This window comes from Rufibacter aurantiacus, from assembly GCF_017916345.1.
Taxonomy (GTDB): Bacteria; Bacteroidota; Bacteroidia; order Cytophagales; family Hymenobacteraceae; genus Nibribacter; species Nibribacter roseolus.
In genome coordinates this window covers 920,619-934,046 of record NZ_JAFMSV010000002.1, presented here as the reverse complement: position 1 = coordinate 934,046, position 13,428 = coordinate 920,619, and the positions used below count along the sequence as shown (strand labels likewise).

At 52.9% G+C, this 13,428-nt stretch carries 13 protein-coding genes; 7 read left to right on the top strand and 6 right to left on the bottom strand.

Going from position 1 to position 13,428, the window contains the following annotated elements; genetic code table 11:
- Positions 1–83 precede the first annotated feature (83 nt).
- The 4 genes from J3P34_RS09150 (at position 84) to J3P34_RS09135 (ending at position 2,749) form a co-directional block, all read left to right on the top strand.
- On the top strand, positions 84–560 hold the full coding sequence (locus tag J3P34_RS09150; RefSeq protein ID WP_210488046.1) for a Dps family protein: 477 nt from the start codon (positions 84–86) through the stop codon (positions 558–560).
- 61 nt (positions 561–621) lie between these two features.
- Entirely contained in the window at positions 622–1,179 is a 558-nt protein-coding gene (locus J3P34_RS09145) for a peroxiredoxin (protein ID WP_123125458.1), read from the top strand.
- A gap of 155 nt (positions 1,180–1,334) precedes the next feature.
- Positions 1,335–1,919, top strand: coding sequence for a carboxymuconolactone decarboxylase family protein (locus tag J3P34_RS09140; protein WP_210488044.1), 585 nt, complete (start codon positions 1,335–1,337; stop codon positions 1,917–1,919).
- A 20-nt stretch (positions 1,920–1,939) separates the two neighbouring features.
- Positions 1,940–2,749 carry a VOC family protein gene (locus J3P34_RS09135; RefSeq protein ID WP_246853624.1) on the top strand — a complete coding sequence of 270 codons (810 nt, stop codon included), beginning with the start codon at positions 1,940–1,942 and terminating at the stop codon, positions 2,747–2,749.
- 416 nt (positions 2,750–3,165) lie between these two features.
- Here J3P34_RS09135 and rny read toward each other — a convergent pair whose 3' ends face one another.
- From rny to radC, 6 genes are all read right to left on the bottom strand, one after another.
- Positions 3,166–4,758, bottom strand: a complete 1,593-nt coding sequence (gene rny / locus J3P34_RS09130) for a ribonuclease Y (RefSeq protein ID WP_246849988.1) — start codon at positions 4,756–4,758, stop codon at positions 3,166–3,168.
- Positions 4,759–4,826: 68 nt separating this feature from the next.
- The gene (locus J3P34_RS09125) at positions 4,827–5,117 is read right to left on the bottom strand and encodes a cell division protein ZapA (RefSeq protein WP_062542813.1); all 291 of its coding nucleotides are present in this window, start codon (positions 5,115–5,117) and stop codon (positions 4,827–4,829) included.
- Positions 5,118–5,292: 175 nt separating this feature from the next.
- Positions 5,293–5,589, bottom strand: coding sequence for a hypothetical protein (locus J3P34_RS09120; protein ID WP_123125455.1), 297 nt, complete (start codon positions 5,587–5,589; stop codon positions 5,293–5,295).
- A gap of 1 nt (position 5,590) precedes the next feature.
- Entirely contained in the window at positions 5,591–8,005 is a 2,415-nt protein-coding gene (gene pheT, locus J3P34_RS09115) for a phenylalanine--tRNA ligase subunit beta (protein ID WP_210488042.1), read from the bottom strand.
- Between the two features lie 436 nt (positions 8,006–8,441).
- Positions 8,442–9,047 (bottom strand): DUF1684 domain-containing protein, encoded by a 606-nt coding sequence (locus J3P34_RS09110; RefSeq protein WP_210488039.1) that lies wholly within the window; start codon positions 9,045–9,047, stop codon positions 8,442–8,444.
- A 402-nt stretch (positions 9,048–9,449) separates the two neighbouring features.
- On the bottom strand, positions 9,450–10,154 hold the full coding sequence (gene radC / locus J3P34_RS09105) for a RadC family protein (RefSeq protein WP_210463402.1): 705 nt from the start codon (positions 10,152–10,154) through the stop codon (positions 9,450–9,452).
- A gap of 149 nt (positions 10,155–10,303) precedes the next feature.
- Between radC and J3P34_RS09100 the strand changes: the two genes are divergently transcribed.
- From J3P34_RS09100 to J3P34_RS09090, 3 genes are all read left to right on the top strand, one after another.
- A complete protein-coding gene (locus J3P34_RS09100) occupies positions 10,304–11,533 on the top strand; it encodes a metallophosphoesterase (RefSeq protein WP_210488037.1) in 1,230 nt (409 codons plus the stop codon).
- A 260-nt stretch (positions 11,534–11,793) separates the two neighbouring features.
- A complete protein-coding gene (locus J3P34_RS09095; protein WP_210463404.1) occupies positions 11,794–12,606 on the top strand; it encodes a hypothetical protein in 813 nt (270 codons plus the stop codon).
- A gap of 122 nt (positions 12,607–12,728) precedes the next feature.
- A complete protein-coding gene (locus J3P34_RS09090; RefSeq protein ID WP_210488035.1) occupies positions 12,729–13,379 on the top strand; it encodes a carboxypeptidase-like regulatory domain-containing protein in 651 nt (216 codons plus the stop codon).
- Positions 13,380–13,428: the final 49 nt, after the last annotated feature.

Genomic DNA, 13,428 nt, shown 5'->3' with positions numbered 1-13,428 from the left:
CAATTTGTTCTATATAATCGTTTCGGACACCTTTGTCGTATGGTTAGGCAATACAAGAACATTTTCTAACCTATCACACCACTATGGAATCACACAACGAATTAGGACTGGAACGCAGAGACACCAAAGACTTAGCCGTTAAACTGAATGAATTGCTGGCTAATTACCACGTGTACTATCAAAACCTGCGCGCCTTCCATTGGAATATCAAAGGCGGAAACTTCTTCGCGCTGCACGCCAAATTTGAGGAACTGTACACCGAGGCTTTTGAAACCATTGATGAGATTGCTGAGCGTATCCTGACCCTGCGTCACACGCCCTTGCACAGTTTCTCAGATTTCCTGGCCACCTCCAGCGTGCAGGAAAGAAAAGGCCTTACCTCAGATGTAGACACCGTGGCCGCTACCGTGGAGAACATCGGGCAGATCATCCACCTGGAGCGCGAGGTGCTGGCCCTGGCCGCTGAACTGGACGACGAAGGTACCCAGGGCCTCATCAGCGATAACCTGAATACCCTGGAGAAAAACCTCTGGATGCTCAACGCCTTCCAAGGTTCTTAATCCGCCGCGCTCCTAAAACACTACTAACACCCTTTATTTTCTTTTAACCTTTACATATACCATGTCACAAAACCGAGTACTATCTGTTGGGGCAGAATTCCCTGCCTTTTCCAAGAAAGCTGTTGTTTCTTTAGAGAGAGACCAAGAGTTTAGAACCATCACCGAGCAAGAGCACCGCCAAAACGACCAGTGGCTGGTGATGTTCTGGTGGCCGAAAGACTTCACCTTCGTGTGCCCCACCGAGATCGCCGAGTTCAACAAGAACTACGATGAGTTCCGCGACCGCGACTGCCAACTGATTGGCGCCTCCACCGATTCTGAGTTTGTGCACGCCGCCTGGCGCCGCGACCACGACGACCTGCGTGGCCTTCGTTTCCCTATGCTGGCCGACACGTCTAAATCATTAGCCGAAGAACTAGGCATCTTAGACACCGAGGAGAAAGTAGCGTACCGCGTTACCTTCATTGTAGACCCACAAGGCATCATCCAGTGGGTGAGCGTAAATGGCTTGAGTGTAGGCCGCAATGTAGCCGAGGTGCTGCGCGTGCTGGACGCCCTGCAAACCGATGAATTGTGTCCTTGCAACTGGAAAAAAGGCGAAGCCACTTTATCCGTTTAATTGTTTTTTATACAGGAAGGCTGCGGAGGGCCGGAAGGTAAAGTCTGTCACTTACCGGCCTCCGAAGCTTCTGTTTCCTTTTCACTTTCCGGAAAACGGGCCTAATTCCCTGCCTGGGAGCACAGCCTGCCCATCTTCCCTATCTATACTTTACCATGCTTTCTGTCATCCAAGAAACCCAACAAGATTTCCTGAAGGACTTAGGTCTTTCTGATCAAGCTTTCGCGCGCCTGGACCAACTGGTACAAGGCGACTCCAAATACCTGAAAGACCTGCGTATCAACCTCAAAACTGCCCTGCAGTCTGAGAACGTGACGTCCAAAGAAGCGTACCTCATTGCCCTGTCAGCGGCCGTAAACGAAGAAAACAAGACCTTGACTGAGTCTTTCCGGACGTTGGCTGCCTCCCACGGCGCCACTGACGCGGAATTGGCCGAGGCCGTTGCCGTGACCTCGCTGTTGAGCACCAACAACATTCTGTACCGTTTCAAGCACTTCATGCACACTGATTTCTATGAGTCAGCCCCGGCTAAAGTGAAGATGAACATCATGATGAACCCCGTGACCGGCAAAGAATTCTTTGAACTGGTGAGTCTGGCTATCTCGGCCATCAATGGCTGTGAGCGCTGCGTGACCTCGCATGAGGAAAGCGTACGCAAGCTGGGCGCTTCTGAGCAGCGTATTTTTGATGCCGTGCGCATTGCCGCCGTAGTGGTGGGCGTGAGCAAGGTCATCCGTTAGGATTCTTATCTCTATTGCCTATGTCATTGGCATTAAACCAGGTAACCGTTTCTGTGCAGCAATTGCCAGAAGCGGTTGCCTTTTACAAAGGCTTGGGCCTGCACCTGATTGTGCAAAGCGCCCATTACGCCCGTTTCGTGTGCCCCGATGGGCTTTCCACGTTCTCGTTGCACCAGCACCAGGAGGGTACCTTTCAATCCTCGGCAACCACCGTTTACTTTGAGTGCGCCCAGCTAGATCGGCAGGTGGCTTCCTTGAAAAGCCGGGGCTACGTATTCGAACAGGACCCCACAGACCAATCCTGGGCCTGGCGCGAGGCCTACCTGCATGACCCCTCGGGGAACCGCATCTGCCTGTACCATGCCGGTGAGACCCGCGTGAACCCAGACTGGCGCCTGCCCGAGAGCAAAACCAAACATTTCCTCACCGAGGCCCGGTTCACCAACTGGCTGAACTCCATCCAAACCGCCCTGGGCGATAATGATGCCGACTCCTTGCGAAGCCTTTACGCCCCGGATGTACGGTTGCTGGAATCGCCGTTCGCCGCGCCGGTATTCGGTCCTCTGAAAGTGAAACAGCACTGGGACAAAGCCATGGGACTGTACGCCAACGTATCGTACCATCTCATTGGGGTGCAGGGTGCCATTGGCTACGCGCAGCTGGAAGGTACCTGGGGCGCCTCGGAAAGCGTGGTCTACAGCGCCATGCTGGCCCTCCGGTTCAACCCCGCCGGCCTCTGCACAGAGGTAGTGGTTTGGGGCGGACCTACCATCTCCAAAGGCGTCATGCTGAAGAATGTTTCAGGGGTGTTTTCCAGAAACCAGGCCTGAAAGGGAGGAGGAGATTCTACCGAACTGTAGAAACCAGGCATCGCCTGGTCTCTATGGTACCTGATTAACGAAACCTAATTCACAGTATTGGCAGGGCAATCTCCGCTGGCGCGAGCGTCCCGCTCGTGTACAGGTATTGCTGAACATTGCCTTGCTGATGTGCAAAAGAGGATTTGGAATGCGTGCGGACACGAGCGGGACGCTCGCGCCAGCATAAATGTTTAATGCTGTAGGGGCAATCCCTTGTGGTTGCCCTAAACGGTTATTCAACCCAATGGGCAACCACAAGGGATTGCCCCTACATTCTGATGGAAAAGAAAAGGCCCTCCGCTTTGTAGCAGAGGGCCTTTTTTATCTGTTTTTCAAAAATCAGCCTCAAAACGAAAAGCTAATCACTGGCAATTAATATCTATTTACTATTTCGCGTAAGACACAGAGCGCATTTCCCGGATCACCGTGATCTTGATCTGGCCGGGGTACTGCATCTCTTTCTCGATCTTCTGGGAGATATCGAAGGAAAGCTGCTGGGCACGTTCGTCGGTCACGTTGTCGGCGTCTACCATGACGCGGAGCTCGCGGCCGGCCTGGATGGCGTAGCACTGGTTTACGCCGTCAAACGAGTGAGCGGTTTCTTCCAGTTCTTTCAGACGCTTGATGTAAGACTCCATAATCTCGCGGCGGGCACCAGGGCGGGAACCGGAGATGGCATCGCAGGACTGGATGATAGGCGAAATCATAGCCGTCATCTCAATTTCATCGTGGTGAGCGCCGATGGCGTTGCATACGTCTGGGTGCTCTTTGTACTGCTGGGCCAATTGCATACCAATGATGGCGTGCGGCAATTCTGGCTCCTCAGTCGTTACTTTCCCGATATCGTGTAACAGACCGGCACGTTTGGCGTGCTTCACGTTCAGGCCAAGTTCAGCGGCCATGGTGGCGCACAGGTTGGCTACTTCTCTTGAGTGCTGCAGCAGGTTCTGGCCGTAAGATGACCGGAAGCGCATGCGGCCTACCATCTTGATCAACTCAGGGTGCAGACCGTGAATGCCAAGGTCAATAGCGGTACGCTCGCCAATCTCCACAATCTCCTCTTCAATGCTTTTCTTCGTCTTAGACACCACTTCCTCAATACGGGCCGGGTGAATACGACCATCGGCTACGAGGCGGTGCAGGGAAAGACGGGCAATCTCGCGGCGAACCGGATCAAAACCGGAGATGATGATGGCTTCAGGGGTATCGTCTACGATAATCTCCACGCCGGTAGCGGCTTCCAGGGCACGGATGTTCCGGCCCTCGCGACCGATAATCTTGCCTTTGATATCGTCAGACTCAATGTTGAAGATGGACACGCAGTTCTCAATGGCGTGCTCAGCGGCGGTGCGCTGGATGGTCTCAATCACTACCTTTTTGGCTTCTTTGGTAGCGGTGAGCTTGGCCTCGGCCACAATGTCTTTGATGTAGGAAGAGGCGCGGGTAGAGGCTTCTGACTTCAGGTTCTCCACCAGTTGCTCACGGGCTTCCTCGGCGCTCAGGTTAGCGATGCGCTCCAGGCGGCTCAGGATCTCGTGGTGATCCTGCTCTACTTTGCTGAGTTTATCGCGGTACTGGGCCTCCAGGTCTTCTTTGCGCTTGTTGAAGCCGTCCAGTTGCTGGTTCAGTTTGTCTTTGAGAACGTCGGTTTCCTGCTCTTTTTTCTTCAGGTCTTCCTGCTGCTTGGTAATGAACTGCTCGCGCTGCTTTACCTTGTTCTCGTTCTGAATGATGATGTTTTTCTTACGGTTGGCCTCTTCCTCGTACTCGGCTTTCAGCTTCAGGAAATGCTCCTTGGCTTCCAGCATCTTGTCTTTCTTCTGGGTCTCGGCTTTCACCTCCGCCTCGCGGATGATGAGTTTGGCCCGCTCAGTGGCCTGTTCTTCCTGCTCCTTGAAGAGCTTCAGGAGCAGCACGCGGCCTACGTAGAAGCCTATCCCGGCGCCTACTACCGCTGCTAAAATGATATAAATAGTCATGGCTATAACTGTAAAGGGTTATGTTATAGCAATGACACTTGGCCAATAAATGCGGAGCGGACGGTTGATTATCCGAGCTGCAGAGAAGAGAGCAGTTGGTTTAAAGAAGAGAGTTTTTCCTCCAACGACAGTTGGGTTTCTACGGCGGCGTCCTCCGTTTTTATCTTGTCGGCGGCGGTTTCCAAGGCAATCATGGCCAGCAGATCCTGCTTGTCATGAATCCCGAACTCTTCCCGGAACATTCTCAGGCGCTCGTTCAGGTATTTGCCGGCTTGCCGAAGCCTTTCTTCCTCGTCCTCGTTTACCCGCATTGGGTATTCGCGGTCGGCTATCTTGATGCGTATAGATAACTCACTCATGCCCAAATGCTGTTAAGTGCTGCCGTGGCGCGTTTGTTGGTTAAAAGGTTGCCCTGCGATGTCATAAAAAAGTAAAAATTCCGCATGTCAAGCCTAAGGTTCTAAATTGGTATAAGGGCGTGCAGGCACGCATTTAAAGAGAACAACAACAACCGCAACCAGACAACCCGTTCTTCTATTCTCTTAAATAAGCGATGCACTTGTCAATTTCGCGCAAGTACTCGTTTATTTTTAGCTTCAACTCCGTTGAATTGGTAGTGTCTACTGCTATGGTTTGTACAATTTTACTAATATTATCTTGATTCTGAAAATTTTTTATCTCAGCATCTTTTTCCTGAATCACTTGCTGGAGGCGCGCTATTTCCTGGTGGGCTGCCTGTAGCCGCTCTTGCCCGGCCTGGTACTGCTGTACCAGCTGGCGCACTTTGCCCTCAATGGACTGGATCTGCTGAAGGGTGGATTGGTCAGACATCTTACTTCCGGATTACGGCTCCTAGTTGGTGCTCAAACTGTTGCATCAGGCGGTTCATGGTAGAATCAATCACTTTATCGGTCAGCGTCTGGTTCTTGTCCTGTAGGGTGAAGCTGATAGCGATGGCTTTTTTGCCGCTCTCAATCTTGTCTCCCTCGTAGACGTCAAACACATTCACCTCCTGGAGCAACTTACGTTCCACCTTCTGGGCCACCTGCTTGATCTGGTCAAAAGATACGGATTTTTCCACCACCAAAGATAAGTCGCGGCGCACTTCCGGGAATTTAGAGAGTTCCTCAAACACCAGCTTGTCTTTGTAGTTGCGCAACAAATAATCCCAATTCAGCTCAGCGTACCACACGGGCTCTTTCACGTCTACCTGCTTGCACACGCTGTCCTTCAGTAACCCGATATGACCCAAAGTCACATCGCCTTTCTGATAGGTCACGCCGCCCGCTAAATAGGGGTGCTCTGTGGGTTTGGTGGTGTAGTTAGGCTGACGGCAAAGCGTCAGGACCTGCTGCACCTGTCCGGCCAGATCATGGAAAGAAGCCTTAGCCGTGGCCTGCTGCCAGGTCTCCGCGGCGCGGTTGCCGGTCATGAATAAGGCCAGGTAGTTGTTCTCTTTGTATTTCTCGCCCTCTTTGCGGTATACCTTGCCAATCTCAAAGATCTTCAGGTCACGCTGACGGCGGTTGATGTTGTGTCTTAAAACTTCAAGCCCTGAGTACACCAACGTCAGGCGCATGGCATCCAAATCCTCTGAGTTGTAGTTCAGGATAGGCACCAGTTCAGCCGGGGTATTGCCTTCGGCGTCTTTGTAGTAGTTGGAGTTGGTGAGCGAGTTGGTGATGGTTTCCAGGAACCCGTTAGCCGCCAAGGCATCCGCGATGCGCTTGGTGATGACCTCCGGGTCAGGGTTCGGGAACTTGGCCAGGTAGCTGGAGGCCAGGTTCTCGCTTAGGGTGATGTTGTTGTAGCCGTAGATACGCAGCACCTCTTCCACCACATCGGCTTCGCGGGTCACGTCTACCTTGTGCGGCGGAATGGACAAGAGCAATCCTTCAGCGGTTTCCTCTAGAATATTGATGCCCAAGTCCGTTAAGATTTCCTTGATTCTGGTTTCGCCGATGTGTTGCCCAATGAGTTGGTGCACGCGGGAGTAGGTCACCTGAATCTGCGTAGGCTCTACCGGCGACGGGTAAACATCCACAATCTCCGACGAAATCTCGCCGCCCGCTACCTCCTGAATGAGCAAAGCAGCTCTCTTCAAAGCCGTAATGACCATGTTGGGATCGGTGCCGCGCTCAAAGCGGAAGGAGGAATCGGTTTTGATGCCGTGTACTTGAGACGTTTTTCTAATGCCGGCCGGCGCGAAGTAGGCGCTTTCCAGGAAGATGTTCTGGGTGGCCTCGGTCACGCCGGCCTGCAAACCCCCGAATACGCCCGCGATCACCATCGGCTCCTCGGCGTTGCTGATGGTCAGGTCCTCGGCGCGCAGGGTACGCTCCACGCTATCCAAAGTGGTGAACCTGGTGCCTTCAACGGCATTTTTCACGATGATCTTGCCGCCATTGATTTTCTCGGCATCGAAGGCGTGCATGGGCTGACCCAGCTCGTGCAGCACGTAATTGGTCACGTCCACCACGTTGTTGATAGGCGACAAGCCGATGGCCCGCAGCCGCTGCTGCAGCCACTTAGGCGATTCCTGCACTTTCACGCCGGAAACGGTCACGCCCGCGTAACGAGGACAGGCCTCGGGGTTTTCCACCTCTACGGAGATAGGCAGGTTGGTATTGGCGACCTGGAAACCGCTTAGGTCTGGTAATTGGTAAGGCGTTTTTAGCAAAGCCTGTAAGTCACGGGCAACACCCAGGTGCGAGGCAGCATCGGCACGGTTAGGCGTCAAACCGATCTCAAACACCTCATCAGACGCCAGTCCGAAGTACTGGGCCGCCGGGGTTCCGTTCGGTAGGTCAGTGTCCAGCACCATGATGCCGGAGTGGTCGTTGCCCAGGCCAAGCTCGTCCTCGGCACAGATCATGCCCTCAGACAAGGCGCCTCTTATTTTTGATTTTTTTATTTGGAAGGGCTCGCCGCCCGCAGGGTACAGGGTAGCTCCTACGGTGGCAATGACTACTTTCTGGCCCGCCGCCACGTTAGAAGCACCGCACACAATGTGTTTGGGCTCGCCGTCGCCGGTGTCCACGGTGGTCACGCTCAGTTTGTCGGCATCGGGGTGTTTGGCGCAGGTGAGCACCTCCCCGATGACCATGCCCTGCAAGCCGCCGGGTACTACGTCTATGGTTTCAATGCCTTCCACCTCCAGACCGGCATCGGTGAGGAGCTTGCCCACTTCCTGGGCGGGTTTATCTATGGCAATTAACGTCTTGAGCCAATCCAGTGATATGCGCATGGTGTGTAATCTCAGGGTGTGACAGGTGCAGCCACGCCGCACCTACAGCCGTTTTGCGGCTACAATTTTCAAAATTACCAAAAACTGGTTAAGATGGAGAAATCAGGGCGTTATTTTGTGGAAAACCTCCGCCAGGGCTTTGCATATCCTGCATTCAGAGGAATGAGAGCCGTTTTTTAGCTCCTTTTGGGAAAAGCGGGCTTGAAGCGGTTTTGGCACAGAAGCTCGCAGGTCCTCCGGACGCTGCGAGGTCTTTTGAGAGAGCGGTATAGCGTAAAGGTAACTTCCGCTGGCGCGAGCGTCTCGCTCGTGTCCGCACGCATTGCTGATTAGTGTGCTGCTGATGTGTTCAAAAGTATCAGGAATACGAGCGGACACGAGCTGCAAGCTCGCGCCAACAAATAACTCAGAACTCAAGACTCAGAACTCGCCAAGTTTACTTGGCGAAAGCCTGCTCTCCGGCCGGGATTTTCACCTTCAGACGGTTTTCGGCGGGGGGCATTGGGCAGGCGAACTGCGGGTTGTAGGCGCAGAAGGGGTTATAGGCTTTATTGAAGTCCAGCACGATGGTTTGGCCGTTGGGAATAGCGTCCAGGTAGCGGCCGCCGCCGTAGGTCTCAAAACCGTTGGTCTGGTCGGTGAAGGGGATGAACAGCGTATCTGAGGTGGAGCCGGCTTTCTGGAACAGCGTGAGCGTATGCGTTTGGCCTTCCAGTTCAAAGGAGGCTTTCCCTTTTACAAAGTAAGGTTCCTGGGTGCCGGTGGTCATAGGCATGGCAGTAGGCTCATTGCTTTCAATGGGCGTGAAATCAGCGGCTATCTCAAAGTCACGGGTCGGGGCGTAGTAATTGAGCTTGTTGAAGGAGCGGCGCAATGAATCAGGGAGGGGAGAGCGGGTGACGCTTCTGAAGGAGAGGTCCTTGTTTTCCCTGAATTTGAGGACGGCCTGGTTGTAGCTTTCATCATTGAAGAACAGGTCTTTTACCAGATAGCCTACAATAAGCAGCACGCCAATAAGAATAATGTATTTGAATCCTTTCATGAACTAAGACAGGTTGAGCGCGCAAAGGTCGGAAAGAAAATGATACAGTGGAGAAAGAAGCCGTTTTGGGCCTGTTTTTCTGAAAATGGGTCCAAAACACCGTAGCGGCGTTATCCTGTAACGCCGTGGTTCTATGGAACGAAATCACCTCTACCAAATAAGACCTTGTTACAAAGCCAGAATCTGAGTGGCAAGGATAATTTATTGAGATTTGAGTCGTGGGTTGCTGCGTAGGGTCACGGCGTTACGGTGTAACGCCGCTACAGTTTGAGTAATGACTAGTACGGTTTAGGCGCGTTTTCCGGAAAACAGGTCCTAAACAAAAAGGCAGCCACTTCTCAGCGACTGCCTTCCAGAAAGACAATCAACAATATACAATATACAATAAGCAATCAGCAATCACTAGAGAAGGTCTTCGTCTGCGAAGCTATAGTAGCTGCTGTCGGTGAAGATGAGGTGGTCCAGGATGGGGAGGTCCAAAACCTTTCCGGCCTCCTGAAGCTTTTTAGTTAAGGCAATGTCGGCGGCGCTGGGTTTTAATTGCCCCGAGGGGTGGTTGTGCACCAGGATAATGGCGCTGGCCAGGTTCTCCAAGGCATGTTTGAAGATGAGCTTCGGGTCAGCCACGGTGCCTGCCACGCCGCCGGTGCTGATCTGGATTTTCTTCATAATGGTGTTGGCCCGGTTAAGCAGGATGATCCAGAATTCCTCGTGGGGCAGGTCCAGCAGTTGCGGGCGGATGTAGTCGTAAATATCGGTGGAGCAGGTGATGCGGGTTTTCACGGCAGGGGCGGCTTCTTTGCGGCGACGGCCCAGTTCCAGCGCACTTACAATGGAGATGGCCTTGGCCTCGCCGATGCCTTTGTGCTTCTGCAGTTCCTTTACGGTAAGCCGGGCCAGGGCATTGAGGTCATTATCTACGGCGCTGAGGATGAGTTTGGCAACGTCCACGGCGCTCAGTTTTGCCGTGCCAGACCCGATGAGGATGCCAATGAGTTCGGCGTCGGAGAGGGCGGCGCGGCCTTTGAGCAGGAGTTTCTCGCGCGGGCGGTCTTCCTCGGCCCAGGACTTAATAGAGAGTGGTGCGGTGGCGTAAAGCGTAGACATACGGGATAATGCTTGTATAGAATTCAGAATAAAGTTTCTTGTACAATTTATATGACTTAGAAATAGTTCACCACCCGGCTACAATAACACGTACATCCTTCGTTAAGGAAAATTAGCTTTGTCGCATTGAATCAGTTTTATAGAAGCACATGACCAGATTGATCATCACGTTAATACTCGTATTACTCATAGATATTTATGTTTTCCAGGCAGTACGGACGGTGGCAGCCGCCTGGGCGCCAGGTGCCCGCAAAGCGGCTTACATCATTTACTGGGCCATCAGTTTGTTTACCTTAGGTACCCTGTTGCTGGCTTTGCTCACCCGGGGCTCGGCACCCAATCCTACGCGCATGCAGGTGGCCAATGTGCTCTTTATCCTGTTCATCTCTAAGTTAGTGATCGTGCTTTTCCTGTTCCTGGATGATCTGGTGCGCCTCACGCAGTGGTTCTCTAATACGGTACGAGGGCCGGAGAGCCCTAAGTTTGATGTGTCCCGGCACCGTTTCATGAGCCAGTTGGCCCTGGTGATGGGGGCACTTCCGTTTGGGGCACTTATCTGGGGCATGGTGAAAGGCGCCTATGACTACCAGGTGAAGAAAGTAACCCTCAGGTTTCCCAACCTGCCCCCCGCCTTTGAAGGATACCGGCTTCTGCAGATCACCGATATGCACTCAGGCAGTTTCCATTCCGGGGAGCCGCTGGAGAAAGCCGTGGCCCTCATCAACAAACAGGCCGTAGATGCGGTGGTCTTCACCGGCGATATGGTGAACAACGTAGCCTCTGAGGTGGAGCCGTATGTTCCTACGCTGGCTAAAATCAAGGCCCGCGACGGGGTTTTCTCCATCTTGGGCAACCATGACTACGGCGACTATGTGGCCTGGGAAAGCCGCGAGGATAAAATGCGGAACCTGAACACGCTCATCAATCACCACCGCCGGGCAGGCTGGGATATCCTCATGAACGAGCACCGCGTGCTGGAGCGCGATGGGCAGCAGATTGCCTTGCTGGGCGTGGAGAACTGGGGCCATCGCATGAATTTCCCCAAGTACGGAATTCTGTCCAAGGCTTACGCCGGCACAGAGCACCTGCCGTTCAAGATCCTGCTTTCCCATGATCCCTCACATTGGGACGGGGAAGTGAACACCAAGTACCCAGACATCGACCTTATGCTGTCTGGCCACACCCACGGGATGCAGTTTGGGGTGAACATCCCTGGTTTTAAATGGAGCCCCGTGCAGTACGTGTACAAACAATGGGCCGGGCTGTACCAGAAAGGGCGGCAGCACCTGTATGTGAACGTAGGTCTGGGATTCCTGGGCTACCACGGGCGCGTAGGCTTCTTGCCTGAGATCACAGTGTTTGAATTCAAGCGCGCTTAGAAAAGCTTTGGATTTGGATTGATCTAAAATTCTTTTGGTGATCTTTTGATCAAAGTACAAACCCTGTTTTTAGACCTTTTTTGCTAAAATGGCCTAAAAACAGGGTTTTTGTTTTGTTAAGTACTTTTATGGCTTTTGTGGAGAGAAACGGTGATGTGGATTAAGTGCAATCTATGAATAACCTGGCAGATGGGGTTGCGTAAAACTGCTGGAATGAGCTAAGCTACTTGGCCACAGATGTTCTACTTAAGAAACAGGTTATGAAAAAGTATATGTTAATGTTTATGGCGGCAGGGGCCTTTGCTTTCTCTTCTTGCCGTGAAGACGCCGGTACCTCTACAGAAACAAACGAAAACGACAGCGATACTCCAGACAACGCCTCCGGCGAGACCACCGACTCTTCTACGGTTTATAACTATGAGCGAGAGTCAAGAGATAGAGCCAACCGCATGTCCTCCCAAATCTCCCAAGACCTGAAACTAGACGCAGCCGCCCAGGCCCGCATCAGAACGGTGATGTATAACCGCGCCCGCATGATGAACGAGCTGGAGACCCGCTACAGCAGCACAAACCAAAGTGCCGGCCTTGCCGCAGACAGCAGCACCATGAGCGAAGACATGATGGTAGAAGACGATAACATGATGGACAGCGGTGCCGCCGTGCAGACCTCCAGTACCATGGAAGTGACCGGCTACCCTGATGATTATCCTACTCAATATTACAGCGAGATTGAGTCTATCAACTCCAATGTAGACATGGAGGTAAAAGGCTTCCTTACTCCAGAGCAGTTCAAGATGTATGAGGCCAACCGTCAGAAATATTACAGCACAGAGGCTAAATACAAAACCCAGGACGGCTCCAAACTCAAAATTGACGGTGATGAGGCCAAGCTGAAAGCGGGTCAAGCCAAAATGAAGAGAGACGGGGATGAGTCTAAACTCAAAACCGAGACCACCAAAGTGAAAAAAGACGGTGATGAGTCCAAGATCAAGACCGATGCCGCCAAAATAAAACGCGAGAAGGACGAGGTGAAATACAAGTCCGGTGACACTAAAATAAAACTGGAGAACTAAGCGTTCTCTCTGTATCTTTGAAAGGCTTGCCCGTAAGAAAGGCAAGCCTTTTTCATTGCATTTGCGCCCTTCTGTGTTCTATGAGTAAGCATTTTTGCTTTTTATTTCTTTTGATGTTAAGCTTGGCTGCCCTGCAGAGAGCCGCGGCCCAGACCACGGCGGGGCACAGTATCTGGGTAAGCGGGCAGGTATTGCGGGAAGACACCAAAGCACCCATCGCGGGGGCATCTGTGTACCTCAAAGCCACCGGTCAGGGGCAGGCCACCAATGAGCAGGGTGCCTTCCGGATCAAGATTTCCTCGGCTGATACGTTGGTTTTCCGGGCGCTGGGTTTCCGGGAGAAAATATACGTGCCCTCGCTGCGCAGCGTCACAGAGCTGCGGGTGAACATCCTGCTGCAGCAAGAGAGTGTGCAATTGAAAGAGGTACGGGTATCGCCTTTGTCGCCGGAAAAGGTAGACCGGGTGCTCAGGAATATGAAACCGCGCCCCGCGCCGCCCAAACCCCGGATGAACGTGACCGTGCCGCGCATCATCATCCCGCCCGGGCCGCCTGCCCCGGCAGACCTCATTACCAGCCCTTTGAGTTTCCTGTATGAGCAGTTCTCCAAAGAAGGAAGGCAGCGCTCCCGCGTGGCCAAACTCATGGAGGAACGCGAGCGCCAGAAGCAGGCCGAGCGCCTCATGATGCGGCAGGATTCGCTGCGGCAGGCCCGCCTGCGCTACAACCGCCTCTTCCGGGACACCACTACTTTCTATGAACCGCGCTGGTAACAGACTCCTGGACTGAACCCGGTAGGTCTTAAAAATTTGGTTACCTTTG